Genomic DNA, 25,703 nt, shown 5'->3' with positions numbered 1-25,703 from the left:
CCCAATTGAGAGAACTAAGCCTGGCGGTCACGGCGTCGCGCCCTATACGATCCGCCCGCTTTTCTGCGATAAGCGCCCAAGGTTTTTTGTGCATAGTTTGCTCCCACGGCACGAGAATCAAGGCCCAGCCCGATGCAATGCAGGCTCTGTCCTCCACCGTACGTTCAAAGGTCGGCCATTCACCAAACTCACAGGGGCGAACCGTCCCCTCTCAGATTGCATCTACCAATTCCATCTCGCAAATGGCAGACCCACTCTCCCGGCCCTGGGCTGGGCAGCGCGCATCAGGGACCAGCGGTAAAGACAGAGCGCAGCCCAGGCCAGTTGGCCACGGGACGGCGCTCCGCACTCCCTACCTCGCCCGCGACCGTGTCAAGGACGATGACTATCACGAGCCGGAACGTCCGCATCTACTCACGCTGGGGCATGGCCGCGCCCGGAACGGCACCATGAGTCGCGGCGTCAAACGGGCCAGTCAGGGATGGCCATCTGAGAGTCTGTCCAACTCGGCCAGCGCGCACCTGCCACTCCTAGTGAGTAGCTGACGGCGGTCGGCTATCACTCGAAGGTGGGAAGCACCCAAGAAGCACAAGAGCCCTCCCCGACCGTATCGGATCGGGGAGGGCTCTACGCGTGGCCTCAAGGCCTCAGATCCACTCGATCGAGGACTCGATGCCCGGGGCGCTCCTGGCGGCGGGCAGAGGGGTCCTCTGGCCGCCTTGCCGGGCCTTCCCGGCGGCGGGGGCGGGCCCGTCCTGGGCGCGCGTCATGTGGAGCGCGCCCAGGACGAGCTCCCGCTCACCCTCCGGAAGGCTGTGAAGTAAGTCACACAGCTCGCTCACTGTGTCACCCACGTCGTCGGCTACTTCTGCTGGTCAGCGCCGTTGACGACGCTCAGCGGGAGCAGCTTCTTGCCCGTCGGGCCGATTTGTATGGCCGTCTGCATCTGGGGGCAGACGCCGCAGTCGAAGCACGGGGTCCAGCGGCAGTCGTCGACCTCGACCTCTTCGAGGGCGTCCTGCCAGTCCTCCCAGAGCCAGTCCTTGTCGAGGCCGCTGTCCAGGTGGTCCCAGGGCAGCACCTCCTCGTAGGTGCGCTCGCGGGTGGTGTACCAGTCGACGTCGACGCCGGTGCCGGCCAGGCCCTTCTCGGCGCAGGCCATCCAGCGGTCGTACGAGAAGTACTCGCGCCAGCCGTCGAAGCGGCCGCCGTCCTCGTAGACGGCGCGGATGATCGCGCCGACCCGGCGGTCGCCGCGGGAGAGCAGGCCCTCGACGATGCCCGGCTTGCCGTCGTGGTAGCGGTAGCCGATGTTCTTGCCGTACTTGCGGTCGCCGCGGATGGAGTCGCGCAGCTTGGCCAGGCGGGCGTCGGTGGCCTCGGCGGACAGCTGCGGGGCCCACTGGAACGGGGTGTGCGGCTTGGGCACGAACCCGCCGATGGAGACGGTGCAGCGGATGTCGTTCTGGCCGGTGACCTCGCGGCCCTTCTGGATGACGTTCTTCGCCATCTCGCCGATCTGGAGCACGTCCTCGTCGGTCTCGGTCGGCAGGCCGCACATGAAGTACAGCTTCACCTGGCGCCAGCCGTTGCCGTAGGCGGTGGCGACGGTGCGGATCAGGTCCTCCTCCGACACCATCTTGTTGATCACCTTGCGCATGCGCTCGCTGCCGCCCTCGGGGGCGAAGGTGAGGCCGGAGCGGCGCCCGTTGCGGGACAGCTCGTTGGCGAGGTCGATGTTGAAGGCGTCGACCCGGGTGGACGGCAGCGACAGGCCGATCTTGTCCTCGCTGTAGCGGTCCGCGAGGCCCTTGGCGATGTCGCCGATCTCGGTGTGGTCGGCGCTGGACAGCGACAGCAGGCCGACCTCCTCGAAGCCGGTCGCCTTCAGCCCGCGCTCGACCATCTCGCCGATGCCGGTGATGCTTCGCTCCCGCACGGGGCGCGTGATCATGCCGGCCTGGCAGAAGCGGCAGCCGCGGGTGCAGCCGCGGAAGATCTCCACGGACATCCGCTCGTGCACCGTCTCCGCGAGCGGGACCAGCGGCTGCTTCGGGTACGGCCACTCGTCCAGGTCCATCACGGTGTGCTTGGACACCCGCCACGGCACGCCGGGGGCGTTCGGCACGACGCGGGCGATCCGGCCGTCGGCCAGGTACTCCACGTCGTAGAACTTCGGCACGTAGAACCCGCCGGTGCGGGCCAGGCGCAGCAGCACCTCGTCGCGCCCGCCGGGGCGGCCCTCGGCCTTCCAGGCGCGGATGATCTCGGTCATGTCGAGGACGGCCTGCTCGCCGTCGCCGACGACCGCCGCGTCCAGGAAGTCCGCGATCGGCTCCGGGTTGAACGCCGCGTGGCCGCCCGCGAGGACGATCGGGTCCTCGTCGGTGCGGTCCTTGGCCTCCAGCGGGATGCCGGCCAGGTCGAGCGCGGTCAGCATGTTGGTGTAGCCGAGCTCGGTGGAGAACGACAGGCCGAACACGTCGAAGGCCTTCACCGGGCGGTGGGCGTCGACGGTGAACTGCGGGACGCCGTGCTCGCGCATCAGCGCTTCGAGGTCCGGCCAGACGCTGTAGGTGCGCTCGGCGAGCACGCCCTCGCGCTCGTTCAGCACCTCGTAGAGGATCATGACGCCCTGGTTGGGCAGCCCGACCTCGTAGGCGTCGGGGTACATCAGCGCCCAACGGACGTCGCAGGCGTCCCAGTCCTTGACGGTCGAGTTGAGCTCGCCGCCGACGTACTGGATCGGCTTCTGGACGTGCGGGAGGAGGGCCTCCAGGCGTGGGAAGACCGATTCGACAGTCATGTACTAGGAACCCTTACGACGTGATTCGGTGCCGCGAGCAGCACGGGAGGGGTGACCCTCAAGGGTAGCCCAATCCGGGGAACGGGCCGTCTGCCGCGGATCACGGCCTCCGCGGTCGGGCGCGCCCCGGGCGTCCGGCACGCGCGGTGCGCCCGTGTTCGCCCGGCGCCGTCCGCCGTTGACACGCCCGGAGGGCCCGTGCGGTACTGACAGGGCTCCGCCAAGAATCGTGCACACATTCTGCACCCCTTCCGGACAAGGAAGTTGGGTCGTACGCTCGGCCCTCATCGGAGTTCCCCCGGCGCTGCCCCCTCCCGCCGCGCCCCGGCGGCCGCACGACCGGCGCAAGGAGAACCATGACCGACACCGGCCGGCGGATCCGCGCCCTCCGGACCCTCGACGCCCGGCCGGCCCGCTACCCCACGCAGGCGCAGGCCGAGGCCGCCGCCCGACGGCTCGCCCTGCGCCACCCGGACCGCTGCCGGCTGCGCGAGGTGGGCCGCTCCCGGGCCGGGCGCCCGCTGCTGCTGCTCTCCGTCGACCGCGGCCCGCGCGCCGTGCTGGTGGTCGGCGGCCCGCACCCCAACGAGCCGATCGGCACCGCCGGAGCCGTCCGACTGGCCGAGGTGCTGCTGGAACGCCCCGCCCGCCCCGGCCTCTCCTGGCACCTGCTGCTCTGCCTCGACCCGGACGGCGCCGCGCTCAACGCCGGCTGGCTCGACGGCCCGCTCACGATGCGCCGCCACTACGAGCACTTCTTCCGCCCCGCCTTCGAGGAGCAGCCCGAACTGCTGCCCGCTCCCGGCTCCGGCCGCGCGCCGATGCCGGAGAGCCTGGCGCTGACCGGTCTGATCGACGAGCTGCGCCCGTTCCTGCAGTGCTCGCTGCACGGGGTGGACTTCGGCGGGGCCTTCGTCCAGCTCACCGGCCCCGTCCCCGGCCTCGCCGAGCGCTTCGCCCGCTCCGCCGAACGGGCCGGGCTGCCGCTCGACGTGGACTCCTACGACGCGATCGGCTGGGCCAGCCCCTCCCCCGGCACCTACCTGATGCCGGCTCCCGGCAGCACCGAGGTCTCCCGGGCACTGCCGGACGAGCCCGGGCTCTCCACCTGGGCCCACGCCGCCCGGTACGGCGCGGTCACCGCCGTCCTGGAGGTCCCGATGTGGGCCGTCGACGCGGTCGGCGACGCCCGCCCCCACCCCGCCGCGGCACGGGCCCTCGGCGCCGCCGCGCGGGACCTCACCGCCCGCGCCGAGGAGCTGACCGCGCTGCTCGCCCACGTGCCGGCGCACGGGGGCGGCGCGGGCGGGGCGTACGGGCCGCTGCTGCGCACCGCCGAGTTCAGCCTGGCGGTGGCCCCGCGGGTGGCCGAGGAGTGGCTGGAGCGCTGGTCCGACCAGCCGCTCACCGCCTCCCGGGTGACCACCCTCGGCCTGGTCGCCGCCCGCGTGCCGCTGCGGGTCGCCTCGATCCTGCTTCGGCTGCTCGCCGACGCCCGCGGCCCGGCCGCCGACACCGCCCGCGACCGGGCCCGCGCCGTCGTCTCCGACAGCCTCGACCGCCTGCGCCACCGCTTCGGCGCCCGCTGGGTGCCCGTCCAGGAACAGCTCGCCCACCAGACCCGTGCGGTCCTCACCACCGCCGACTGCCTCCTCTGACCCGGGCCGCGGGTGTCGCCGGGCCTGCCGGAATCACCGTGCGGGGCAAGGGTGTTGGGGCGGGGGAAGGGCGCGGGCCGGGCGGCGGAGGGTGGGGCGATGGCGGGGAACTCGGGTGAGGCCGGGGGGCGGTCGGTGGCCGGGCGGGTGTTCGCGGTGCTGGAGGCCTTCGACGGGGAGCGGGAGTCGCTGCGGCTGGCCGAGATCGCCCGGCACGCGGACCTGCCGGCGCCCACCGCGCTGCGGATGGTGCGCGAGCTGGTCGCCTGGGGTGCGCTGGAGCGGCAGCGGGACGGCGGGTACCGGTTGGGGCGGCGGCTGTGGTCGCTGGGGGCGCTGGCGCCGTGCCTGCGGCGGATCCGTGAGCTGGCGCAGCCGGCCCTGCAGGAGCTGCACGAGCGGACCGGGCAGACGGCGCTGGTGGCGGCGCTGGACGGCCGTTCGGCGCTGCTGCTGGACCGGCTGCCGGGCGCGGCGGTGCAGTCCTCGCCGTTCCAGGTGCGGGTGGGCGGGCGGATGGACCTGCACGCCACCGCGGTGGGCCGGGTGCTGCTGGCCTTCGCGCCGGAGGCGCTGGTGCGGGAGGTGACGGCGGGTCTGGCCGCGGCGGGGGCGCGGCACACCCGGTACACCGTGGTGGCGCCGGGCCGGCTGGCCCGGGAGCTGGCAGCGGTGCGGCGCGGGGGTGTCGGGTACGCGCGGCGGGAGATGCAGCCGGCGTACGGGGCGGCGGCCGTGCCGGTGTTCCACCCGGACGGTTCGCTGCTGGCCGCGTTGGGGCTGGTGGTGCCGGCCCCGGTGGACCCGGCCCGGTACGAGGGGCGGCTGCGCGAGGCCGGGCGGCTGATGGCGGCCGAGGTGGCGCGCTCGGTGGTGGCGGAGCGGGCGGCGGGGAACACGGCGGGGAACGCGGCGGGGAACGCGGCTTCCACTGGGTGAAACGCCGCGGTGGCCAGGAACCGCCGCCGACGGGCACCCTGGTGCGCGAAACGGGCGGACGGCTCAGGCATCGGAGAACGCAGTGCACAGCAGCGGTGGCAGGACCCTGGCCGCGCGGGGCGTCGCCTCGCCGGCGGTCCGGTGCCCCGCCCGCGGCCGATGTCGCGTCCTCGACCGCGCCGGGGTCTGAACCGGCGCCCACGCCGGGCCTGACACCGGCCCGGCACCCGCACCGGCACCGCGCCCGACCCCAGGCCCCCGGCCCAATGCCCCCGCCCCCAAGGCCCCAGGCCCCAGGCCCCAGGCCCCAGGCCCCAGGCCCGACCTTCGTCGACGGTCCGAGCCGAACCGCTTCCCCTCCCCACCCCGCCGTGCGCCGCCCCCGCGCGCCCGGCGGCGGTCCCGTACGCCCTCCACCGGCACCACCAAGGAGCCCCGCATGCCCAGCAGACCCGTGCCCGCCGCCCAGCGCTCCCCCCGACGCTCCCCCCGCCCGTTCGCCGTCCCCCCGGCCGTGCCCGCCGCCGGCCTGGCGGCCGTGCTGCTCGCGGGCTGCTCCTCCGCCGGCCCGACCGGGACGGGCGCGGGCCCGGCCGCGGCACCGGTGCGCGGCGGCACCCTGAAGTACGCGGTGGCGGTGGGCACGTCCTGCCTGGACCCGCACGTCAGCCCCGGCGACGTGACGGCCGTGATCCAGCGCAACGTCTTCGACTCGCTGGTGTACCTGGACGACAAGGGCGGCTTCCACCCGTGGCTGGCGAAGTCCTGGCAGGTCTCGCCGGACGCGCGGACGTACACCTTCCGGCTGCGCGACGGCGTCGCCTTCCACGACGGCACGGTGTTCGACGCCGCCGCCGTGAAGGCCAACCTGGACCACATCAAGGACCCGAGGACCAAGTCGCTGTACGCGGCCAGCCTGCTCGGCCCGTACACCGGCGCGGAGGTGGTCGACCCGCACACCGTCCGGGTGTCCTTCTCGGAGCCGTACGTCCCGTTCCTGCAGGCCGCCGCCACCCCGTACCTGGGGATCGCCTCGCCCAAGTCGCTGGCGGAGAAGGCCGACCAGCTGTGCGCGGGCGGCGCGAACTCGGTGGGCACCGGGCCGTTCAAGGAGACCGAGTACGTCAAGAACGACCACGTCGAGTTCAGGCGCAACGACGCCTACGCGTGGGCCCCGGAGGGCGCCGCGAACCAGGGCGCGCCGTACCTGGACGGCCTGACGATCCGCTTCCTGCCCGAGGACTCCGTCCGCAGCGGCGCCCTGACCAGCCGCCAGGTGGACGCGGCGGCCCTGCCGGTGACGGCGGTGCGCACCGTGCGGGCCGCCAACGGCATCGAGGTGAGCCGGACGCAGAACCCGGGCGTGGTCTACTCGCTGTTCCTGAACACGACCCGCGGGGCGCTGCAGGACGAGCGGGTGCGCAGGGCCGTCCAGCGGGCGGTGGACGTGGACGCGCTGGTCAGGAGCATCTACTTCGGTGAGTACGAGCGCGCCTGGAGCCCGCTCAGCCCGACGACCCCGGCGGCGTACGAGGCCGGGCTGAAGGACTCGTTCCCGCACGACGCCGCGGCGGCCGGCCGGCTGCTGGACGAGGCCGGCTGGAGCGCCCGGGACGCGGACGGCTACCGGGTGAAGGACGGCAAGCGGCTGACCCTGCACTGGCCGTACATCGCCTCGCTGGTGCGCGACCAGCGCGACACCCTGGCGGCGGGCATCCAGGCCGACCTGAAGAAGGCCGGGATCGAGCTGGTGCGCGACTCGATCGACAACGGCACCTACTTCACGATCTACGCGAGCGGCGACTACGACCTGTGGGACAACTCCTGGGTGCGGGCCGACCCGGCCGTCCTGGCCGGCTTCTACCTCTCCACCAACACCCCGGCGGCAGGCGGCCAGAACGTCTCGCTCAGCAAGGACCCGGAGCTGGACGGCTGGCTGAGGGCGGGCGCGGCGACCACCGACCCGGCGGCCCGCAAGGGGAACTACACCAAGGCCGAGCGGTGGGCGGTCGAGCACGCCACGGTGCTGCCGCTGTACGTGACCACCAACCTGGTCGGGCGGGCGCAGGGCGTCCAGGGCCTGGTGTTCGACGCGAACGCCTGGCCGCAGTTCGCCGGCGTCTGGAAGACCAGGTGAGCGGGCACCGAGGCCTGACCCGGACCGCGGCCCGCACGGTGCTGCACCGGGCGGGCGGCGCGGTCCTGGTGCTGTGGGGCGCCGCGACCCTCGGCTTCCTCGCGCTGCACCTGGTGCCCGGCGATCCGGTCGCGACCCTGCTCGGCGGCTCGGTGACCACCGGTTCGGACACCGTCCGGGCCGAGATCACCCGGGAGTTCGGGCTGGACCGGCCGCTGTGGGAGCAGTACGCGACCTTCCTCGGCCGGCTGTCGGGCGGCGACCTCGGCCGCTCCTACCAGCAGCAGCAGCCGGTGAGCCGGATCATCGGCGAGCAGCTCGGCCCGACCGCGGCGCTGGCGCTGACGGCCTTCGGGCTGATCCTGCTGCTGGCGCTGGTCTCCGCCGTGACGACGGCCGGGCGGCGGCGGGCGGTGCGCGGCGCGGCGTCCGGGGCGGAGCTGCTGGCGATCTCCACCCCGCCGTTCTGGCTGGGCGTCCTGCTGCTCACGCTGTTCTCCTTCCACCTGCGGCTGTTCCCGGTCGCGGGGGCGGACGGCTGGCAGTCGCTGGTGCTGCCGGCGGTGACGCTGGCGGTGCCGTTCGGCTCGCTGCTCTCCCAGGTGCTGCGGGAGGGGCTGGAGTCGGCCTTGCACGAGCCGTTCGCCCTGACCGCCCGTTCGCGCGGGATCGGCCCGCTGGCGCTGCGGGGGCGGCACGCGCTGCGGCACGCGCTGGTCCCGGCGGTGACGCTGGGCGGCTGGCTGGTGGGCGGGCTGCTGGGCGGGACGGTCCTGGTGGAGACGGTGTTCGCCCGGCCGGGCCTGGGCCGGGTGGCGCTGGACGCGGTCACCGGGCACGACCTGCCGGTGGTGATCGGGCTGATCCTGCTGTCCGCGGCGGTCTACCTGGTGGTGAACACCGTGGTGGACGCGCTCTACCTGCTGATCGACCCCCGGCTGCGCGGCGGCGGGGCGGCGGCGGTCCGGGAGGTGGCGGCATGACCCGGCCCGTCACCGGAACGGCCGCCGCCCCCGCCCGGGCGGTCCGTTCGGCCGGGCGGCGGACCGCCCGGCTACGCCCCGGCGCGCTGCCGGCCGCGCTCGTCCTGGCGGCGGCGCTGCTCGCCTGCGCCTGGCCCGGCCTGCTCGCGCACGCCGACCCGACCGCGGCCGACCCGATCGCCGCACTCGCCCCGCCCGGCTCCGAACACTGGCTGGGCACCGACCAGTTGGGCCGGGACGTGTACGCCAGGGTGGTGTACGGCGCCCGCTACTCGCTGCTGATCGGGCTCGGCGCGACCGCGCTGTCCGTGCTCGCGGGCCTGCTGGTCGGCCTGTCCGCCGCACTGACCGGGCGGGTCGGCGACCAGGTCGCGATGCGCGCGGTCGACGTCCTGCTGGCCCTGCCGGAACTCCTGCTCGCCCTGCTGGTGATCGCCGTGGTGGGCCCGGGCACGGGCAACTCGCTGCTGGCCATCGCGATCGCCGCCACCCCCGGCTTCGCCCGGCTGGTGCGGGGGCAGGCGATGGTGGTGCGCGGCTCGGAGTACGTGCGCGCCGCGACCGCGCTCGGGGTGCCCCGGAGGGCGGTGGTGCTGCGGCACGTCCTGCCGAACACCCTGGGGCCGCTGACGGTGCCCGCGACCCTGGCCGTCGGCACCGCCGTGGTCTCGGGCTCGGCGCTCAGCTTCCTGGGGCTCGGGCCCAAGGCGCCCGCCCCCGAGTGGGGGGCGATGCTCTCCCAGGGCCGCGACTTCCTCTCCACCGCCTGGTGGATCGCGGTGTTCCCGGGGGCCGCCATCACCGCCGTGGTGGTGGCGATCACCGTGCTCGGCCGACTGCTGCACCGCCGCCTGGAAGGACGGACACCATGACCCCGATCATCGAACTGGAGGGCCTGAGCGTCGAGTTCGGCCACGGGCGGCAGCGGACCACGGCGGTGGCCGGGGTGTCGCTGGCGCTGGCGGCGGGCGAGTGCCTGGCGCTGGTCGGCGAGTCCGGTTCGGGCAAGAGCGTCACGGCCCGGACGCTGGTCGGGCTGACCGCGCCCGGTGCCGCCGTACGGGCGGAGCGGTTCCTGGTGGAGGGCCGGGACGCCGCCGGCTTCGGCGAGCGGGAGTGGCGCCGGGTGCGGGGGCGCACGGTCGGGCTGGTTCTGCAGGACGCGCTGTCCGCCCTGGATCCGCTGCGCCGGGTGGGCGCCGAGGTGGGCGAGCCGCTGCGCGCCCACCGCGTCCTGCCGAAGGCCGAAGTGCCCGGACGGGTCGAGGAGTTGCTGAGCGCCGTCGGGGTGCCCGAGCCGGCCGGGCGGGCCCGGCAGTACCCGCACCAGCTGTCCGGCGGGCTGCGTCAGCGGGCGCTGATCGCCTCGGCGCTGGCGGCCGGGCCGCGGGTGCTGATCGCGGACGAGCCGACCACCGCGCTGGACGTCACCGTACAGGCCCAAGTACTGGACCTGCTCGGCGAGTTGAAGAACCAGGGGACGGCCTTGCTGCTGATCAGCCACGATCTGGCGGTGGTGGCCCGGCTGGCGGACCGGATCGCGGTGATGAAGGACGGCAGGATCGTGGAGACCGGCCCGGCCGCGCAGGTCCTGGGCGCGCCCGAACACCCGTACACCCGGATGCTGTTGGCCGCCGCCCCCGATCCGGACCGCCCGGGGCCGGCCACCGCCGGCGCTGCCGGGACCGTCTCCGAACCCGCCGGAGCCGACCCCGCCCCCGCCCCCGCCCCCGAAACCGACCCCGACCCCGACCAGGCCCGACTCCTCACCGCCCGCCACCTGGTGAAGCGCTACCGCACCCCCGACGGCGGCCTGCGCGAGGCCGTCGCCGACGTGTCGTTCACCCTCGCCCCCGGCGAGACCCTGGGCATCGTCGGCGAGTCCGGCTCCGGCAAGAGCACCACCGCCCAGCTGGCGATGGGCATGCTGGCCCCGGACGGCGGCGAGGTGCTGCTGGACGGCCGGCCGTGGAGCGCGCTGCGCGAGCGCGAGCGCCGTCCGGCCCGGCCCGCGGTCCAGCTGGTCCACCAGGACCCGCTGGCCTCCTTCGACCCGCGCTTCACCGTCCGGCGGATCCTGGCCGAGGCGCTGGCGGTCGCCGGGGTGGCCCGCGGCGCGGCCCGGCGGGAGCGGGCGGTCGAGCTGCTGACGCAGGTGGGCCTCGGCGAGGAGCACCTGGAACGGCGGCCGCGGGCGCTGTCCGGCGGGCAGCGCCAGCGGGTGGCGATCGCCCGGGCGCTCGCCACCGGGCCGCGGCTGCTGGTGTGCGACGAGCCGGTGTCGGCGCTGGACGTCTCGGTGCAGGCGCAGGTGCTGGAGCTGCTGGCCCGGCTGCGGTCCGAACTGGGCCTGGCGATGCTGTTCATCTCGCACGACCTCGCGGTGGTGCGGCAGGTGAGCGACCGGGTGCTGGTGATGAAGGACGGCCGGGCGGTCGAGTACGGTCCGGCCGAGCGGGTGTTCCGCGCGCCCCAGCACCCGTACACCCGGCAGCTGCTGGCGGCGGTGCCCCGACTGCCCGAGCGGGCCACGGCGGCCTGACGCGACGGTGCCCCGGCGGGAGTCTCCCGCCGGGGCACCCGGCACCACCGTGACCGCCCGTCAGCCGAGCGGGATCCCCTTGAGGATCGGCGCGGCGCGGTCGGCGAGGTCGTGCTCGCCGTCCGGGGTGGGGTGCAGCCCGTCCGCGTAAACCCGGTCGGCGTCCGCGATCGGCAGGACGTCCCGGCCGTCGACCAGGTGCAGCCGCCGGTCGCCGAGCTGCTGCAGCACCCGGACCGCCTCGCCGGTGAGCTCGCGGATGCCCTCCAGGGTGAGTCCGGCGGCGTTGACCACCTTCTCCCGTTCCACCGAGGGCAGCGCGGCGATGACCGCGATCGGGGTGTCCGGGTGCCCGTCGCGGATGGTCTCGACGAAGCCGCACACCGCCGAGCCCCAGCTGCGCGCGGTGAACACGTTGCGGATGTAGGCGTTGGTGCCGATCTCCAGGGTGATCAGCTCCGCCGGGGTGTCCCGGATGATCCGGGCGACCAGCGGGTCCAGGTACGCCTCCCCGGCGAAGCCGAGGTTGCGCAGCCGCCAGCCGTGCCGGACGGCGACCAGGGAGACCCAGCTCTCGGACGGGCCGTGCGGGAACATCGCGTGGGTGAGCGAGCTGCCGTAGGCGACCCAGCGCGGGCCGGTGCGCTCGACGGGCTCCAGCACGCGGTGGCCCCGGACGGAGAGCCGGCCGAGCCAGGTGCGGCTCAGGTGCGGCAGCCAGACCTCGACCTCGGCCGGGCCGCCGGTGTCGGCGTCGGTCCCGGTTCCGGTTCCGGCTCCGGTGCCGCTGGGCAGCGGCAGGGTCAGCCGGTGACGGCCGGGCACGGGGTGCCAGCGGTGGGCGACGACGCCGTCCACCACCACGTCCAGCGGGGCGCTGCCGGGCTCGGCGTCCAGTTCCAGCGTCAGTTCGACGGCGTCGGTGCGGAAGCCGAAGCGGGCGCCGACCGGGAGTTCGGCGAGCCGGGCGAAGTTGCCGGACAGCGTGGTGGCCACCCGGTCCAGGGGCAGGCGCAGCGGGATCCAGCGGTCGTCGCGGCGGGCCAGTCCGTTGATGCCGTCCCAGGAGAGCCGGGGGTCCTCCGGGGTGAGCCATTCGACGGCGGTGGTGGTAGCCGCAGGGCCGGACGTCACAGCAGCGGGTCGGGTCGCGGTCACGCCGGGTCCTTCTGGAGGTCGGCCGCGGTCGCCGGCGCCCCGTCGCCGCCCGCGTCCGCCGTTTCGCCGGCTTCGGCCTTGGGCGCGCCCAGGCCGAGGGCGGCGGCGACCAGTCCGACGGCCGAGAAGATCGCGGCCACCAGGAAGGCCCAGTGGTAGGCGGAGAGCGAGGGCGAGGCGCCGCCGACTCCGGTGAGCACGGCCGCGCCGACCGCGACGCCGATGCCGCCGCCGAGCTGGAGGGCGGCGGTGACCAGTGCGGTGGCCAGGCCCTGGTCCTCGTTCTTCACGCCGCTGACGGCGGCGATGTTGAAGGCGAGGAAGCTGGTGCCGTTGCCGAGGCCGTGCACGATCAGGGCGGGCAGCAGGACGCTCGGGTAGTTGCTGTCGGTGCCGGTGCGCAGGAAGAGCAGGATGCCGCCGCCCTGGAGCAGCAGGCCGAGGACGGCGGCGGGGCGCAGCCCGGAGCGGTTGATGAGCTTGGGTGCGAGGTTGACGGCCAGCAGGATGGCGGCGGCCATCGGGACGATCGCCAGGCCCGCCTGGAGGGCGCTGTAGCCGAGCACCTGCTGGAGGTAGAGCAGGGCGATGAACTGCCAGCCGATGGTGGCGCCGGCCCAGACCAGGCCGACGGTGTTGGCGGTGGAGAGGGTGCGCGAGCGGAAGATCCGCAGCGGGAGCAGCGGGTCGGTGCGCCGCTGTTGGATGACCACGAAGACGACCAGCAGGACGACGGCGGCGATCAGCGAGCCGAGGGTGGCGGTGGAGCCCCAGCCGACCTCGGGGGCGCGGACGAGTCCGAGGACGAGCAGCAGGACGCCGGCGGTGGCGGTGAGGGCGCCGGCCGCGTCGAAGCCGGGTCGTTCGCCGGTGCGCGGCCGGTCGGGGGCGACGGCGTAGTTGGTGACGGCGAGGACGAGCGAGGCGACGACGAAGGGGACGAAGAAGATGAGCCGCCAGTGGAGTTCGGTGAGCACGCCGGAGAAGACCAGGCCGGCCGCGTAGCCGCTGGCGCCGGTGAGGGAGAAGATGCCCATCGCGCGGGTGCGCTCGGGGCCTTCCTTGAACGTCGTGGTGATGATCGACATCGCAGCGGGGGCGATGAAGGCGGCGGCGATGCCCTTGATGACGCGGCTGACGACCAGCAGGGTGCCGTCGGAGACGAGCCCGCCGCCGAGGCTGACCAGCGCGAACACGGCGGTGGCCCAGAAGAAGAGCCGGCGGCGGCCGAAGAGGTCGGCGGCGCGTCCGCCGAGCAGCAGGAAGCCTCCGTAGGCGACGGCGTAGCCGGAGATGATCCACTGCAGCGTCTCGGGTCCGAGGCCGAGGTCCTGCTTGATCTCCGGCAGCGCCACGCCCATCAGGGAGACGTCCATCGAGTCGAGGAAGAGCTGGGCGCAGAGCACCAGGAGTGCCAACCCTTTGTGTGCGCCGAGGGTGCGGGGCGCCGTGTCCGGCATCGGCCCTCTCCCTATCCATCTGGCAGACAATCGTCTGCGTCTCAATCAAGTGGACCGAACGTAGCAGCCAAATCATCTAGCGTCAAACAATCTCGGCCCCACATGAAACCCAACACCCCTTGCGCAGAGCCGAGTTGACTTCATATTGTTTGATAATTCCCGAACCTTAGAAATACCGTCCCTACGCACGGGGGAGTGCCCGCCCATGCCCGGAACCACCCACAGACGTCCCGAGCTGCCCTCGCTCACCGGCATCAGGTTCCTGCTCGCGATCCCGGTCTTCGCCTTCCACGTGGACATGGAGAAGCCGTTCGGGGACCACGGGGTCGCCGACGCCTACGCCTGGACCGTCAGCAACGGCGGCTGGACCGCGATCAGCCTCTTCTTCGTCCTCAGCGGCTTCGTGATCACCTGGGGCTCCCGCCCCGAACACCGGGCGGGCCGCTTCTGGCGCGGCCGGGCCGCCAAGATCTACCCGCTGCACGTGCTCACCTGGGCCGCCGCGCTGATCCTGCTCGCCGTGGCCGGCACGGCCGCCACCGCCCGCCAGGCCGTCCCCAACCTGTTCCTGGTGCACACCTGGAACCCGGACCGCGCGGTCTTCTCCAGCCTCAACGACGTCAGCTGGTCGATCTCCTGCGAGGTCTTCTTCTACGCCGCCTTCCCGCTGCTGGTGCGCTGGATCCGGCGGATCCGGCCCGAGCGGCTCTGGTACTGGGCCGCCGCGGTGATCGCCGCGATCCTGCTCGTCCCGGCCGCCTCCGCGCTGCTGCCCGACCGCCCGCCGCTGCCCTTCGGCTCCGGCTCCGTCCGGCAGTTCTGGTTCGTCTACGTGTTCCCGCCGGTGCGCCTGCTGGAGTTCGTCCTGGGCATCCTGCTCGCCCGGATCGTCCGCACCGGCCGTCGGCTGCCGCTCGGCGCAGCGGCCGCCGCACTGCTCTTCGTCCCCGCCCAACTCCTCGCCAAGCAGCTGCCGTTCCTCTGGGGCCTGACCACCCCCTCGATCATCCCGATCGCCCTGCTGCTGCCCGCACTCGCCGCCCGCGACCTGGCCGGCCGCACCTCCCTCCTCACCTCACGGCCGCTGGTCACCCTCGGCAACTGGACCTTCGCGTTCTACCTGGTCCACCGGCTGATCCTGGACCACGGCCACCGTGCCCTGGGCGGAGGCCAGTTCAGCACCCCGGTCGCCACCGCCCTGCTGCTCGGCGCCTTCGCCGCCTCCTGGCTGCTGGCCGGGGCGCTGCACCGCTACGTCGAACTCCCGGCCGTACGGCTGCTCACCGGCTCCCGCACACGCCCGGGCGGCCCCACCCGGCAGGGGTCCTCCGGGGACCCGGCCCCCGCCCCCGACCTCGCCACCACCACCTGACCGCGAGCCGCCCCACCCGGCCGCGAGCCGACCCACCCGACCGCGAGCCGCCCCACCCGAGCCGATCCGAGCCGATCCCATCCGACCCGAAAGGCCGCCCGATGACCGATCAGGACCTCACCGCCTACCCCCTCCCGCTCTCCCCCTACGGCGAGCCGCCCGCCGAGTTCGCCGACCTGCGGGCCAAGTGCCCGGTCAGCAGGGTCCGGCTGCCCAGCGGCGACCAGGCCTGGCTGGTCACCGGCTACGACGAGGTGGTCTCCGCGCTCTCCGACCAGCGGCTGTCCCGGGCCGCCCTGCGCGAACCGGGCGCCGTCCGCACCGTCTCCGGCGAGGACTTCTCCGACAACCCGTACAACCTGCTCAACCAGGAGGGCCCCGACCACGCCCGGCTGCGCCGGCTGATCTCCCCCGCCTTCACCCCGCGCAAGGCCGAGCGCTGGCGCGCCCGGGTGGTCGAGATCGCCGAGGAGCTGATCGACCGGCTGGTCGCCGGACCCCGCCCGGCCGACCTGCACCACGACTTCGCCGCGGTGCTGCCGGTCTGGGTGATCTGCGAGATGGTCGGCGCCCCGGTCGAGGACCGCCCGCTGCTCCAGGAGTGGACCGATCGGCTGGTCTCCATCACCGCCCACACCCCCGAGGAACGGCTCGCCGCCCGCCAGGAGTCCGCGGCGTACGTTGCCAAGCTCGTCGCCGAACGCCGCGCCGACCCGGGCGAGGACCTGCTCTCCACCCTCATCTCCGCCCGGGACGACGACGACCGCCTCGACGAGCGCGAACTCGTCTGGCTCGGCATCAACCTGCTGGTGGCCGGACACGACACCACGGTCAGCGCCGTCTCCCGGGCGCTCTACCAGCTGCTGCGCCACCCCGACCAGTGGCGGCTGCTCACCGAGCGCCCCGACCTGCTGGAGAACGCCACCGAGGAACTGCTGCGCTACGCCCCGCCGTCCGAGATCGGCTTCATGCGGATCGCCACCGAGGAACTGGAGCTGGCCGGCACCACGGTCGCCAAGGGCGAGGGCGTCATCCCGGTGATGCACGCCGCCGGCCGCGACATCCGCCGGGTGGACGATCCCGAACGGCTCGACCTCACCCGCACCGACCCCCGGCACGTCGCCTTCGGCCACGGCGCCCACTACTGCCCCGGCGCGGGCGTGGCCCGGATGGAACTGCAGGTCGCCTTCGGCACCCTGGCCCGCCGGCTGCCCTCACTGCGGCTCGCGGTGCCCGCCGAGGAGGTCGAATGGCTCGGCGGCCTGCTGACGCTGCGTCCGAAGGCGCTGCCCGTCGAGTGGTGACCGCCCGACCGCCCACGCCCCAGCCACCCGCCCCCAGCCGCCCGCACCCCGAGTCCCCCTCACGCCCCGGCCCTCGCCCGCCCACGACGCCCGGTCCGACGGCCCGTCCGTTGGACCGGGCCCCCGGCCGCCGCCCGTCCGTTGGGACGGGATCCGGTCCGTACCGACGCCCGAAGACGGAACACCCGTCCGATCCCGAGACTTGGGGCCAGCCGGTACACGGACCACCGACGACCGGACCGCACGCTCCGCCCAGGAACGAGGACCCATGCCGCCGACACTGCCGCCGACACCGACACCCACCGCAACCCCCCTGCCGCTGACCGGTCACCACCTGACCCTCCCCGCCATCGTGGCCGTCGCCCGGGCCCGCCCCGGCGCCCCCAGGCCGGTCCTCGCCCCGGCCGCCGTCGAGCGGATGGCCGCCTCGGTCGCCCTCAAGGAGGACTGGCTGGCCCGCGGCATCCCGCTGTACGGCATCACCACCGGCTTCGGCGACTCCGTCTCCCGCCAGATCTCCGCCGACCGGGCCGCCGCGCTCCAGCGGAACCTGGTCACCTACCACCTGAACGGCACCGGCCCGACCGCCGCGCCCGAGGTCGCCCGCGCCGTCCAGCTGATCCGCGCCAACTGCCTGGGCCGCGGCCCGTCCGCGATCCGCCCCGTCGTCATCGAGACCCTGCTGCGCCACCTGGACGCCGACATCCTGCCGCTCATCCCCGAACGGGGCTCGCTCGGCGCCAGCGGCGACCTCGTCCCGCTCTGCTACCTGGCGTACGCGCTGCTCGGCGAGGGCGAGGTGCTGCACCGCGGCCGGGTCCGGCCCGCCGCCGAGGCACTGGCCGAGGAAGGCATCGATCCGGTCGTCCTGACCGCCAAGGAGGGCCTGGCGCTGATCAACGGCACCGCCTTCACCTCCGCCTTCGCCGTCCTGGCCGCCCACGACGCGGCCGAACTCGCCGCCGCCGCCGACATCGCCACCGCCTTCGCCGTGGAGGCCCTGCGGGGCAACGTCTCGCACTACCACCCGTTCCTGCACCGGCAGAAGCCCCACAGCGGCCAAATCACCTCCGCCGCCACCATCCGCGCCCTGCTCGACGGCTCGGACCTCGTCACCGACTACGAGGGCATCCTCGGCCGCCAGGAACTCCTCGGCGAACGCGGCTTCCTCACCCACGAGCACCGCATCCAGGACCCGTACTCGCTGCGCTGCGCCCCGCACGTCAACGGCGTGCTGCGGGACACCCTGGACTGGGTGCGGCCCTGGCTGGAGACGGAGGTCAACTCCTCCACCGACAACCCGCTGTTCGACACCGGCGAGGGCCTGCTGCACCACGGCGGCAACTTCTACGCCGGCCACGTCGGCCAGGCCATGGACGGCCTCAAGACCGCCGTCGCCAACCTCGCCGACCTGCTCGACCGCCAGCTCGCCCTGGTCGTCGACCCCAAGTTCAACCGCGGCCTGCCGCCCAACCTGATCGCCCCCACCGCCGACACCGACCACCAGGCCGGACTGCACCACGGCTTCAAGGGCATGCAGATCGCCGCCTCCGCGATCACCGCCGAGGCGCTGAAGACCGCCACCCCCGCCTCGCTGTTCTCCCGCTCCACCGAGGCGCACAACCAGGACAAGGTCAGCATGGGCACCATCGCCGCCCGCGACGCCCGGACGGTCGTCGAGCTCGCCCGCGAGGTCACCGCGATCCACCTGCTCGCCCTCGCCCAGGCGGTCGAACTGCGCGGCCTGCGCCAGGCCGCGCCCACCCTGCAGAAGGTGCACGGCCTGATCCGCGAGCACGCCCCCTTCACCGACCGCGACCGGCGGATGGACGGCGACATCGCCGCCGTGGCCGGCCTGGTCCGGGACGGCTCACTGCGCCGCGCCGCCGGCCTCCCCGAACCCTTCGCCACTGGCTGAGCCCTTCGCCACCGACTGAGCCCGAACGACACCGAGCCCGAACGACACCCGAGCCCGAACGACGACCGCACCGCGGCCCCCACCGCCCCTCCCCCGCACCGGCACCGTCCCGCCCGAGACTCCCCACAGCCCGAGGAGCAATCAGAGATGCTGCTACTGCGCGATCCCGTACTGCGCCAGGACGCCGCCGAGCGCCTGGACTCCCACACCGCCCTGATCCACCGCACCTGGCAGGGCCAGGCCCCGGCCGACCGCTACGGCGCCAAGCTCGCCGACACCCTGACCGCCGCCGTACGGTCCCCGATGTACGCCGAGACCCTGACCGGCGCCCTCGCCGACCGGCTGCGCTCCGACACCCCGCTGACCCCGGCCGAAGCCCTCGACGCCTTCGCCGCCCTGCCCTTCCTCGGCAAGAAGGAGCTCGGCGGCCACGGCGCCGGCGCCTTCACCCGCCCGCTGTCGGAGTTCCTGCACTACTACGAGTCCTCCGGCACCACCGGCGACCCGGCCCCCGCCCCCAAGGCCGTCGACGATCTGCTGATCAACACCCTCAACATCGGCGAGATGTGGGGCCGGCTGCTGCAGCCCTCCGACGTCGCGCTGATCCTCATCAACGCGCCCTTCGCCCCCGCCGCCTACCAGTTCGAGAAGGTGCTGGAGTACCTGGGGGTGATGTCCTTCCGCCCCTGGGTGGACAACATCACCGGCGACTACACCCGGGTGCTGCGCCTGGTCTCCGAGCTGAACGCCAACGTCTACGTCGGGCCGCCCTCCCGGCTGCTGGAGATGGCCCAGTTCTCCCAGCGCAACGGCCTGCCGCTGCCCCGCTTCGACCGGCTCCTGCTGATGGCCGAGCAGACCGGCCCCAGCTTCGTGCGCCACCTCGAACGCCTCACCGGCGGCACCGCCTACGTCGGCTCGTACGGCTCCTCGGAGACCGGCACCCTCGCCGTCACCTGCGAACACCGCCGGCTGCACCTGCAACTCCAGAGCTACCTGCTGGAGATCGACGACGGCGAGCGCACCACCGTACTGGGCCCGGACAACGAGCCCGTGCAGGGCGAACTGGTCGTCACCACCCTCGACATCCCCTCCCGACCACTGCTGCGCTACCGCACCGGCGACCTCGTCCGGATCGAGACCGACCCGTGCGACTGCGGCATCCGACTACCCGTGCTGCGCACCCTCGGGCGCGCCCAGGACGTCCTGCTGCTCGCCGAGAACAACATCCGCCAGGACGACCTGGAGGAGGCGCTGTGGGCCGAAGCCCTGCCCGGCGCCTCGGTGTTCAACTACATGCTGGTGCTGCGCGGGCGGACGCTGGTCTGCCTGGTCACCACCGACGGCACCCCGGACGGCTCCTGGGCCCGGGTGCTGGAGCAGCGCCTCGCCCCGCTGTTCGAGGAGTACACGGTGACCGTCCACCCGGTGGAGAAGCTGCCCCCGCTGGCCTCGCTCGGCCAGTACCTCGGCTGGAAGCTCTCCCGGGTCCTCGACCTCAACGAGGAAGCCAACTGGGGCCGGCTGCCCGCCCCGCTCACCTCCCTGGTGCGCGAGTCGCTGGAGCAGGTCGCGAAGACCACCGGAGTACGGGCATGAGCGCTCTTGCAGGGCTGGTGTCGCGCAGCGGGGATGTGCGCGAACAGGCCGATCTCGTAAGGGAGTTCACCGACACCCTGACCCACCGCGGCCCGCGCCGCGGCGGCACCTGGCTCGCCCGGCACGCCGCCCTCGGCCACCGCCAGTTCCACACCGGGCCCCGCAACGACGTGCCGCAGCCCTGGTTCCCGCCCGAGCTCGACCCGGCCCCGGCCGTCATCGCATTCTCCGGCGAACTCCTCAACCCCGGCCCGCTGCACACCGCGCTGACCGCCCGCGGCCACCGCGTCCGCAACGGCTCGGACGCCGAACTCACCCTGCGCGCCTACCTGGAGTGGGGCGAGGCAGCCGCCGAGCGGCTGATCGGCGGCTACGCGGTCGCGATCTGGGACACCCGCACCGAGGAGCTGGTGCTGATCCGCGACCGGCTCGGCGTCGAACCGCTCTACTGGGCCGAACTGCCCGACGGCTCCCTCGCCTTCGGCTCCGAGCCGAAGGCCCTGCTGGCCGCCGGCCTGCCCGCCGAGGTCGACGCCGACGGCCTGGTCGACGTCCTCACCGTCGCGCTCAAGCGCCCCGGCGACGCCGTCTACCGCGGCCTGCACGAGGTCCGCCCCGGCTGGGTGCTGATCGCCGGCCCCAACGGGGTGCGCCACCAGCGATACTGGGCGCCGGAGGCCGCCGAACACCCCGACGACGAACCGACGACGGTGCGCCGGGTGCGCGCACTGCTCGGCGACACGGTGCGCCGGCAGGCCGCCGACACCGGCGTCAAGCCCGGCGCCCTGCTCTCCGGCGGCCTGGACTCCAGCGCCATCGTCGCCCTGGCCGCGGCCGGCGGCGACAGCGTCGCCACCTACTCGGTCGACTTCGCCGGCAGCGAGACCGACTTCAAGGCCGACGCCCTGCACGTCAGCCGGGACGCCCCGTACGTGCGCGCGGTGGTCGAGCACGTCGGCACCAAGCACACCGAGATCCTGCTGGACGCCCCCTCGCTGCTCGACCACCTCGGTGCCACCCTGCGCGCCCGCGACCTCCCCGGCGTCGGCGACCTCGACGTCTCGCTGCACCTGCTCTTCCGCGAGGTGCGCGGCCACGCCGAGGTGGTCCTCTCCGGCGAGGGCGCGGACGACGTCTTCGGCGGCTTCCCCTGGTTCGCCGCCGAGGCCGACCGCCCGACCGCCAACTTCCCGTGGTCGGCCGGGATCACCGACCGCAGCGGGATGCTCTCCGCCGAGCTGCGCCGCCACCTGGACGTGGACGCCGCGGTGGCCGCCCGCTACCGCGAGGCGATCGCCGAAGTCCCGCGCCTGGACGGCGAGTCCGGTCAGGACCACCGGCTGCGCGAGGCCTTCCACCTCCAGCTCACCCGCTTCCTGCCGTTCCTGCTGGACCGCAAGGACCGGATGAGCTTCGCGGCCGGCCTGCTGGTCCGGCTGCCGTTCACCGACCACCGGCTGGTCGAGTACGTGTGGAACGTTCCGTGGGCGCTCAAGCGGGCCGCCGGCCAGGAGAAGGGCCTGCTGCGCGAGGCGGTCGCCGACCTGCTGCCCACCGAGGTGGTGCGGCGGCAGAAGAGCGGTTTCCCGTTCGGGCAGAGCCCGGAGTACCTGGAAGCGGTCCGCGAGGCCGTCCGCGCGCTGCTCGCCGACAAGGACTCGCCCGCCCTGCCGCTGCTGAACGCCGAGGCGCTGCGCGCCCAGGTGGACGGCGGCGACTGGCACACCGGCACCTTCACCCCGCCGCCGTGGCTGCCGCGCGCCCTGCTGCTGGACGCCTGGCTGCGGACGTACGGCGTCCGCGTGGTGCTCTGACCCCGCGCCCCGCAACCCCCGCGCCCCGCAACCCCCGCACCCACGCGCCCCGCACCCACGACAGCGCCGCCCGTACCCCGTCCTCCGGGGGTACGGGCGGCGCCCCGTTCCGGCTCGGTTCAGGCCGGTTCAGGCCCGCGTCCCCCAGGCGGTGAACACGGCGAGCGAGAGGTCCCGGAACTCCGGGTCGGCGAGCTCCCGGTACGCCGCCTCGAAGTCCTCGTCCGTGGCGAGCCCGGCGGCCACCACCGCCGGCCGGGTCTGCTCCAGGGTGAGTCGCCACCACTCGGCCTCGTCGTCCCCGCCGGTGACCAGCTGGAAGCGCGCGTCGTGGCCGAGGCCGGTCAGCCCCTTGCCCTCCAGCGGCACCGGCAGGCTGCGGGCCCACTCGGTGTCGGTGCCCACCGCGGTCTCCAGGTGGCGGCGGAAGGCCCGCAGCACGGTCCGGTAGCCGGGGTGCGGGGAGTCCTTGATCGGGAAGAACGCCGGCTCCTCCAGCACCAGCGTCCCGCCGGGCGCCAGCCAGCCGGCCAGCCGCTCGACGGCCTTCTCCGGGTCGGGCAGGTGGATCACCACGTACCGGGCGTGGATGAAGTCGAAGGAGGCGGGCGGGAAGTCGTCGGTGTACACGTCGTGGCGCAGCACCCGCACGCCGTCGGCGGCGAGTTCGTCCAGGAAGGTGGTGTCGAGGTCGGTCACCGTCACCTCGGCGCCCTGCCCGGCCAGCCAGCGGGCGACGGAGCCGCCGCCCCCGCCGACCTCCAGCACCCGGTGCCCGGCGCGCAGGCCGAGCGCCCGGAAGCGGGCCCGGGTGTGCTCGTCCAGGACGGACTCCAGCAGGCGCAGCCGGTGCAGTTCGGTGCCGACGGCGTGGCTGAACACCCCGTCGCGGTAGCGCTCCTCGTTCCACTGCCAGCGTTCGCCGCTGGCCCCGGCGAAGACGGACTCCGAGCCGGTCTGTACGGTCATGGGTTTCTCCTGTGATCGCGGTCGGGCGTGCGGGTTGACGGGGTCGTGCGGGCTCCACGGGCCGTACGACGGGCGGCGGGGGCCTTCGGGAGTGGTTTCGGGGGTGGTTCAGACGAAGGCGAGGACGCGGACCGGGCCGCCGGTCCCGCCGAGGTGCTTGGGCGCGCCGACCACGGCGACGGCGCCGAGGTCGGGCACGGTGTCGAGCCCGGCGAGGCATTCGATGGCGTACTTGCCGGCGGGCAGCAGCACCCGGTGGGTGTCCGGGTCGGCGGGCCGGGTGCCGGGGTCGAGGCTGATCGAGTCGGTGCCGACGCCGACGACGGAGCGCTCGGTCACCAGGAACTGCGCGGCCTCCACCGAGATGCCGGGGAAGCGGTAGAGCCCTTCCGCGGGGTCGAGGTTGAGGAAGGCGCCGGGGGTGTGGATCCGGTGCGCCCAGTCGTTGTCGACCGCGAGCAGCGCGCCGTCGGGGATCCGCCCGTTGCGGCTCTCCCACCTCAGCAGGTCGTCGACGGTCAGCTCGGTGACGTTGTCCCGGGCGGCGCGCTCGCCGATCCGGACCACGGCCAGCGGGGCGACCAGGGTGTCGGCCGGGATCTGGTGGGTGGCGAGGCCGTTGTCGTCGAAGTGCGAGGGCGCGTCGAGGTGGGTGCCGATGTGCTCGTTGTAGGTGAGTTCGAAGGCGTTGTACTCGTGCTCGGCGAGGTTGGCGAGCCGCTTGATCTCCATCGGTTTGACGTACAGCTCGAACACCGGCCAGTCCGGTCCGACCACGTGGGTGAGGTCGCGGACGGCCCCGCCCGGCAGCGTGACGGGGGTTCTGGCCCGGATCGGCGCCGAGACCTCCACGGCCGGTTCTGCGGTGGCGAGGTGGGCGCTGTGCGCGGTGGCGCCGGCCACCGTCTCGGGTGAGCACATGGGATTCCCCTTCCTTGGAGAACATCTATCGGAAAACAATCTCCTGAACGCGTTATGCTGGTGGCCCCGCCCGCAGAAGGAGATCCGATGGCCACCGCCCCGCGGACGCCCCGCCTCGCCTCGCCGAGCCGGACGGAGGACGACGGCGAGCGCCGGAAGTACTTCGCGACGCTCACCCGGGAGCGCCCCGACATCGCGCTCTGCCGGGCCACCACGGTGGTCGCCCGGGCGATCGACGAGGAGCTGACCGACGCCCGGCTGACGGTGGCCCAGCACCTGGTGCTGAAGATGCTGGACGCGGTCGGCGCCTGCTCCCAGCAGGAGTTGAGCGAACAGCTGCGGATCGACCGCAGCGTCATGGTCGGCTGCATCGACGGCCTGGAGAACTCCGGGCTGGTCGTCCGCGAGCGCCACCCGCGCGACCGCCGCGCCTACGCCGTCACCATGACGGAGGCCGGATCGAGGGCGCTGGCCGAGGCGGAGGCGGGCATCGCCCCGCTGATGGACCGGGTCTTCGCCGCGCTCACCCCGGAGGAGCGGGCGACGCTGACCCGGCTGACCCGCAAGATCCTCGCCGTCCAGCCCACCGGGTGAACCCGGGCCCGCGGCCGGCCCACCTGCGCGCCTCGGCCCTCCGGCGCCCGTCGGCGCACCGACGCCGGCCGGCCCCCCGCCGCCACCGCTGCCGGTTACCGTCGGTCCACCAGCGCCTGGTTGACCAACTGCCGCAGCCGCCCGTGCAGTTGATGGGCACTGGAGGGCATCAGCTGGGTCAGGAACAGCACCGTCAGCCGCTCCACCGGGTCCACCCAGAAGATGGTGGACGCGGCGCTGTGCCACCCGTACTCCCCCACGCTGGCCGGCACCCCGGCAGCGGCCGGGTCCTGCACCACCGCGAAGCCGAGCCCGAAGCCGACCCCGGCGGTGGGCATCTCGGCGAAGACGGGCCGCCCGACGCTCTTCAGGTCCCCGCCGCCGGGCAGGTGGTTGCGCAGCGCGTGGCGCACGGTGTGCCGTCCGAGCACCCGTACGCCCTGGTACTCGCCCTCGCCGAGCAGCATCTGGCTGAACCGGTGGTAGTCGGCGAGCGTGGTGACCAGCCCGGAGCTGCCGGAGAGGCAGACGGGCTCGTGCAGCACGTCGCCGCCGAAGGCGTCGTTGCGCACCGCCTTGCCGTTCGCGGGGTTGACGACGTAGAAGCCGGCCAGCCGGTCGGCCTTGTCCGCGGGGACGTGGAAGCCGGTGTCCGCCATGCCGAGCGGGCCGAGCACGCGCTCGGCCAGGAACTCGTCCAGCCGCCGGCCGGAGGCGACCTCGATCACCCGCCCGAGCACGTCGCTGGAGGCGCCGTAGTTCCAGGCGGTGCCCGGTTCGAAGAGCAGCGGGAAGGAGGCCCACTTCGCCACGCACTGGGCGAGGTCGAGCCCGGGGGCGGTGGTCCACTCGAAGCCGTTGGCGGTGTAGATCTCGTCCACCGGATGGGCCCGGTGGAAGCCGTAGGTGAGCCCGGAGGTGTGGGTGAGCAGGTGGACGATCCGGATCGGCTCGGCGGCGGGCACGGTGACCGGCCGGGAGGCCGGTCCGCGCTGGTAGACCCGGACGTCGGCGAACTCCGGCAGGTAGCGGGAGACCGGGTCCTGCAGACCGATCGCGCCCTCCTCCAGCAGGACCAGCGCGGCCACCGAGGTGACCGGCTTGGTCATCGACCACGACCGGTAGATGGTGTCCGCGGTCTGCGTCAGGCCCTTCTCGACGTCGCGGTGCCCGTACGCGGCGAGGTGGGCGACCTTCCCGCCGCGGGTCACGGCGAGCTGCCAACCGGGCAGCCGGCCGTCGTCCACGAAGGCCCGGAGGTACTCGTCGATCCTGCGCAGCCGTTCGGGGTCCAGCCCGACCTCGGCCGGTTCGACTTCGACTTTGATCTGCGACATGGCGTCCTCTCGCGGTCGACCGCACTCGTCATGTTTCGAATGTTCGAAGTTGTTGGAAGCATAGGAAGAATCAACTCCGCACACAAGAGCGGGACTTGAGAACCAGTCTCGTCACTTCGAATGTTGCGCAAGTTTCGAACCATTACTAGGCTGGCCAGTCGAGTACGCATTCGCGGGCGATGGATCCGCACC

General features: G+C 73.7%; 18 protein-coding genes. 12 read left to right on the top strand and 6 right to left on the bottom strand.

The window, feature by feature from the left end; all coding sequences use genetic code 11:
• Positions 1-862 precede the first annotated feature (862 nt).
• On the bottom strand, positions 863-2,806 hold the full coding sequence (locus tag BX285_RS11885; RefSeq protein WP_121175094.1) for a TIGR03960 family B12-binding radical SAM protein: 1,944 nt from the start codon (positions 2,804-2,806) through the stop codon (positions 863-865).
• Between the two features lie 356 nt (positions 2,807-3,162).
• Between BX285_RS11885 and BX285_RS11880 the strand changes: the two genes are divergently transcribed.
• From BX285_RS11880 to BX285_RS11855, 6 genes are all read left to right on the top strand, one after another.
• The gene (locus tag BX285_RS11880) at positions 3,163-4,464 is read left to right on the top strand and encodes a M14 family zinc carboxypeptidase (RefSeq protein WP_121175093.1); all 1,302 of its coding nucleotides are present in this window, start codon (positions 3,163-3,165) and stop codon (positions 4,462-4,464) included.
• Between the two features lie 99 nt (positions 4,465-4,563).
• Positions 4,564-5,403: an IclR family transcriptional regulator gene (locus BX285_RS11875; protein WP_121175092.1), complete on the top strand. Its 840-nt coding sequence runs from the start codon at positions 4,564-4,566 to the stop codon at positions 5,401-5,403.
• A gap of 439 nt (positions 5,404-5,842) precedes the next feature.
• Complete coding sequence (locus tag BX285_RS11870; protein WP_121175091.1) at positions 5,843-7,540, top strand: ABC transporter substrate-binding protein; 1,698 nt, start codon at positions 5,843-5,845, stop codon at positions 7,538-7,540.
• Entirely contained in the window at positions 7,537-8,523 is a 987-nt protein-coding gene (locus BX285_RS11865) for an ABC transporter permease (RefSeq protein WP_259470503.1), read from the top strand. The genes BX285_RS11870 and BX285_RS11865 overlap by 4 nt, the downstream gene beginning before the upstream one ends.
• Complete coding sequence (locus BX285_RS11860; RefSeq protein ID WP_121175090.1) at positions 8,520-9,395, top strand: ABC transporter permease; 876 nt, start codon at positions 8,520-8,522, stop codon at positions 9,393-9,395. Before BX285_RS11865 ends, BX285_RS11860 begins: the two co-directional genes overlap by 4 nt.
• Positions 9,392-11,065, top strand: coding sequence for an ABC transporter ATP-binding protein (locus BX285_RS11855; RefSeq protein ID WP_121175089.1), 1,674 nt, complete (start codon positions 9,392-9,394; stop codon positions 11,063-11,065). The genes BX285_RS11860 and BX285_RS11855 overlap by 4 nt, the downstream gene beginning before the upstream one ends.
• A gap of 60 nt (positions 11,066-11,125) precedes the next feature.
• Here the strand turns inward: BX285_RS11855 and BX285_RS11850 are convergent, their stop codons facing one another.
• A complete protein-coding gene (locus tag BX285_RS11850) occupies positions 11,126-12,223 on the bottom strand; it encodes an SGNH/GDSL hydrolase family protein (RefSeq protein WP_259470502.1) in 1,098 nt (365 codons plus the stop codon).
• A complete protein-coding gene (locus tag BX285_RS11845) occupies positions 12,220-13,683 on the bottom strand; it encodes an MFS transporter (protein WP_121175087.1) in 1,464 nt (487 codons plus the stop codon). Before BX285_RS11845 ends, BX285_RS11850 begins: the two co-directional genes overlap by 4 nt.
• 205 nt (positions 13,684-13,888) lie before the next feature.
• On the opposite strand from BX285_RS11845, the gene BX285_RS11840 reads away from it, so the two are divergent.
• The 5 genes from BX285_RS11840 (at position 13,889) to asnB (ending at position 21,690) form a co-directional block, all read left to right on the top strand.
• On the top strand, positions 13,889-15,055 hold the full coding sequence (locus tag BX285_RS11840; protein WP_121175086.1) for an acyltransferase: 1,167 nt from the start codon (positions 13,889-13,891) through the stop codon (positions 15,053-15,055).
• Positions 15,056-15,156: 101 nt separating this feature from the next.
• Entirely contained in the window at positions 15,157-16,359 is a 1,203-nt protein-coding gene (locus BX285_RS11835) for a cytochrome P450 (protein WP_121175085.1), read from the top strand.
• Between the two features lie 268 nt (positions 16,360-16,627).
• Entirely contained in the window at positions 16,628-18,277 is a 1,650-nt protein-coding gene (locus BX285_RS11830; RefSeq protein ID WP_121175084.1) for an aromatic amino acid ammonia-lyase, read from the top strand.
• A gap of 147 nt (positions 18,278-18,424) precedes the next feature.
• On the top strand, positions 18,425-19,876 hold the full coding sequence (locus BX285_RS11825) for a phenylacetate--CoA ligase family protein (RefSeq protein ID WP_121175083.1): 1,452 nt from the start codon (positions 18,425-18,427) through the stop codon (positions 19,874-19,876).
• Positions 19,873-21,690, top strand: a complete 1,818-nt coding sequence (asnB, locus tag BX285_RS11820; RefSeq protein ID WP_097237925.1) for an asparagine synthase (glutamine-hydrolyzing) — start codon at positions 19,873-19,875, stop codon at positions 21,688-21,690. Before BX285_RS11825 ends, asnB begins: the two co-directional genes overlap by 4 nt.
• Positions 21,691-21,819: 129 nt before the next feature.
• Here the strand turns inward: asnB and BX285_RS11815 are convergent, their stop codons facing one another.
• Both BX285_RS11815 and BX285_RS11810 read right to left on the bottom strand, forming a co-directional pair.
• Entirely contained in the window at positions 21,820-22,659 is an 840-nt protein-coding gene (locus BX285_RS11815; RefSeq protein WP_097237924.1) for a bifunctional 2-polyprenyl-6-hydroxyphenol methylase/3-demethylubiquinol 3-O-methyltransferase UbiG, read from the bottom strand.
• Between the two features lie 108 nt (positions 22,660-22,767).
• Positions 22,768-23,580, bottom strand: coding sequence for a cyclase family protein (locus BX285_RS11810; RefSeq protein ID WP_121175082.1), 813 nt, complete (start codon positions 23,578-23,580; stop codon positions 22,768-22,770).
• An 87-nt stretch (positions 23,581-23,667) separates the two neighbouring features.
• Between BX285_RS11810 and BX285_RS11805 the strand changes: the two genes are divergently transcribed.
• Complete coding sequence (locus BX285_RS11805; RefSeq protein ID WP_097237922.1) at positions 23,668-24,174, top strand: MarR family winged helix-turn-helix transcriptional regulator; 507 nt, start codon at positions 23,668-23,670, stop codon at positions 24,172-24,174.
• A gap of 95 nt (positions 24,175-24,269) precedes the next feature.
• Here the strand turns inward: BX285_RS11805 and BX285_RS11800 are convergent, their stop codons facing one another.
• The gene (locus BX285_RS11800) at positions 24,270-25,511 is read right to left on the bottom strand and encodes a serine hydrolase (RefSeq protein ID WP_121175081.1); all 1,242 of its coding nucleotides are present in this window, start codon (positions 25,509-25,511) and stop codon (positions 24,270-24,272) included.
• Between the last annotated feature and the right edge of the window lie 192 nt (positions 25,512-25,703).

Origin of the sequence: Streptomyces sp. 1114.5, from assembly GCF_003635085.1 — a bacterium.
Lineage (GTDB): Bacteria > Actinomycetota > Actinomycetes > Streptomycetales > Streptomycetaceae > Kitasatospora.
The sequence above is the reverse complement of the archived record's forward strand: the minus strand, read 5'-3'. Positions and strand labels throughout refer to the sequence as shown.

Bases quoted from the DNA above. Each gene is read 5' to 3' on its own strand.
- BX285_RS11885 (WP_121175094.1), bottom strand. From the start codon at position 2,806: ATGACTGTCGAATCGGTCTTCCCACGCCTGGAGGCCCTCCTCCCGCAC.
- BX285_RS11880 (WP_121175093.1), top strand. From the start codon at position 3,163: ATGACCGACACCGGCCGGCGGATCCGCGCCCTCCGGACCCTCGACGCC.
- BX285_RS11875 (WP_121175092.1), top strand. From the start codon at position 4,564: ATGGCGGGGAACTCGGGTGAGGCCGGGGGGCGGTCGGTGGCCGGGCGG.
- BX285_RS11870 (WP_121175091.1), top strand. From the start codon at position 5,843: ATGCCCAGCAGACCCGTGCCCGCCGCCCAGCGCTCCCCCCGACGCTCC.
- BX285_RS11860 (WP_121175090.1), top strand. From the start codon at position 8,520: ATGACCCGGCCCGTCACCGGAACGGCCGCCGCCCCCGCCCGGGCGGTC.
- BX285_RS11855 (WP_121175089.1), top strand. From the start codon at position 9,392: ATGACCCCGATCATCGAACTGGAGGGCCTGAGCGTCGAGTTCGGCCAC.
- BX285_RS11845 (WP_121175087.1), bottom strand. From the start codon at position 13,683: ATGCCGGACACGGCGCCCCGCACCCTCGGCGCACACAAAGGGTTGGCA.
- BX285_RS11840 (WP_121175086.1), top strand. From the start codon at position 13,889: ATGCCCGGAACCACCCACAGACGTCCCGAGCTGCCCTCGCTCACCGGC.
- BX285_RS11835 (WP_121175085.1), top strand. From the start codon at position 15,157: ATGACCGATCAGGACCTCACCGCCTACCCCCTCCCGCTCTCCCCCTAC.
- BX285_RS11830 (WP_121175084.1), top strand. From the start codon at position 16,628: ATGCCGCCGACACTGCCGCCGACACCGACACCCACCGCAACCCCCCTG.
- BX285_RS11825 (WP_121175083.1), top strand. From the start codon at position 18,425: ATGCTGCTACTGCGCGATCCCGTACTGCGCCAGGACGCCGCCGAGCGC.
- asnB (WP_097237925.1), top strand. From the start codon at position 19,873: ATGAGCGCTCTTGCAGGGCTGGTGTCGCGCAGCGGGGATGTGCGCGAA.
- BX285_RS11815 (WP_097237924.1), bottom strand. From the start codon at position 22,659: ATGACCGTACAGACCGGCTCGGAGTCCGTCTTCGCCGGGGCCAGCGGC.
- BX285_RS11810 (WP_121175082.1), bottom strand. From the start codon at position 23,580: ATGTGCTCACCCGAGACGGTGGCCGGCGCCACCGCGCACAGCGCCCAC.
- BX285_RS11805 (WP_097237922.1), top strand. From the start codon at position 23,668: ATGGCCACCGCCCCGCGGACGCCCCGCCTCGCCTCGCCGAGCCGGACG.
- BX285_RS11800 (WP_121175081.1), bottom strand. From the start codon at position 25,511: ATGTCGCAGATCAAAGTCGAAGTCGAACCGGCCGAGGTCGGGCTGGAC.